Below are 439 nucleotides of genomic sequence, written 5' to 3'. Positions count from 1 at the left end.
CGATGTATGCGCCATGCGCGGCAGGGCTAGAATAAATACGGCGGACGGTAAACTTTAACTGTCCGAACACCAGCTCTGCTTCTTCCTTATTTGGACACACGGCGCTCAAACCGCCGGCGCGCTCGCCGTACAGCTACAGGTTTTTCGAAAAAGAATTGCTTACAAACAAATGCAGGCCCATTTCGACGGCTTTACGGATTGCATAGGCATCGCTGTCCAAATCCTCGCCGAAACCTTGATATGCAATGTCCATAAACGGAATCAGCTTGTGCGTTTTGATAATGTCCAACACTTCATCCCATTGCGCTTGCGACATATCGACGCCGGTCGGGTTTTGGCAGCATGGGTGCAAAATCAAGACGCTGTTTCCCGGCAAGGGTTTGAAAAACGCAGTCACTTCTTCAAGTTTCACGCCGACTGTTTCAGGGTTGTAATAAGG

Annotated in this window: 1 pseudogene; it reads right to left on the bottom strand. The window is 49.9% G+C overall.

Going from position 1 to position 439, the window contains the following annotated elements:
* Window positions 1-439, bottom strand: a pseudogene (locus ACTHUF_RS11355) (aminotransferase class I/II-fold pyridoxal phosphate-dependent enzyme); the annotation flags it as partial.

This window comes from Neisseria sp. P0024.S006, from assembly GCF_051956595.1.
GTDB lineage: Bacteria > Pseudomonadota > Gammaproteobacteria > Burkholderiales > Neisseriaceae > Neisseria.
Note: the sequence above shows the minus strand (reverse complement) of the source record. Positions and strands in the feature narration are given on the sequence as shown.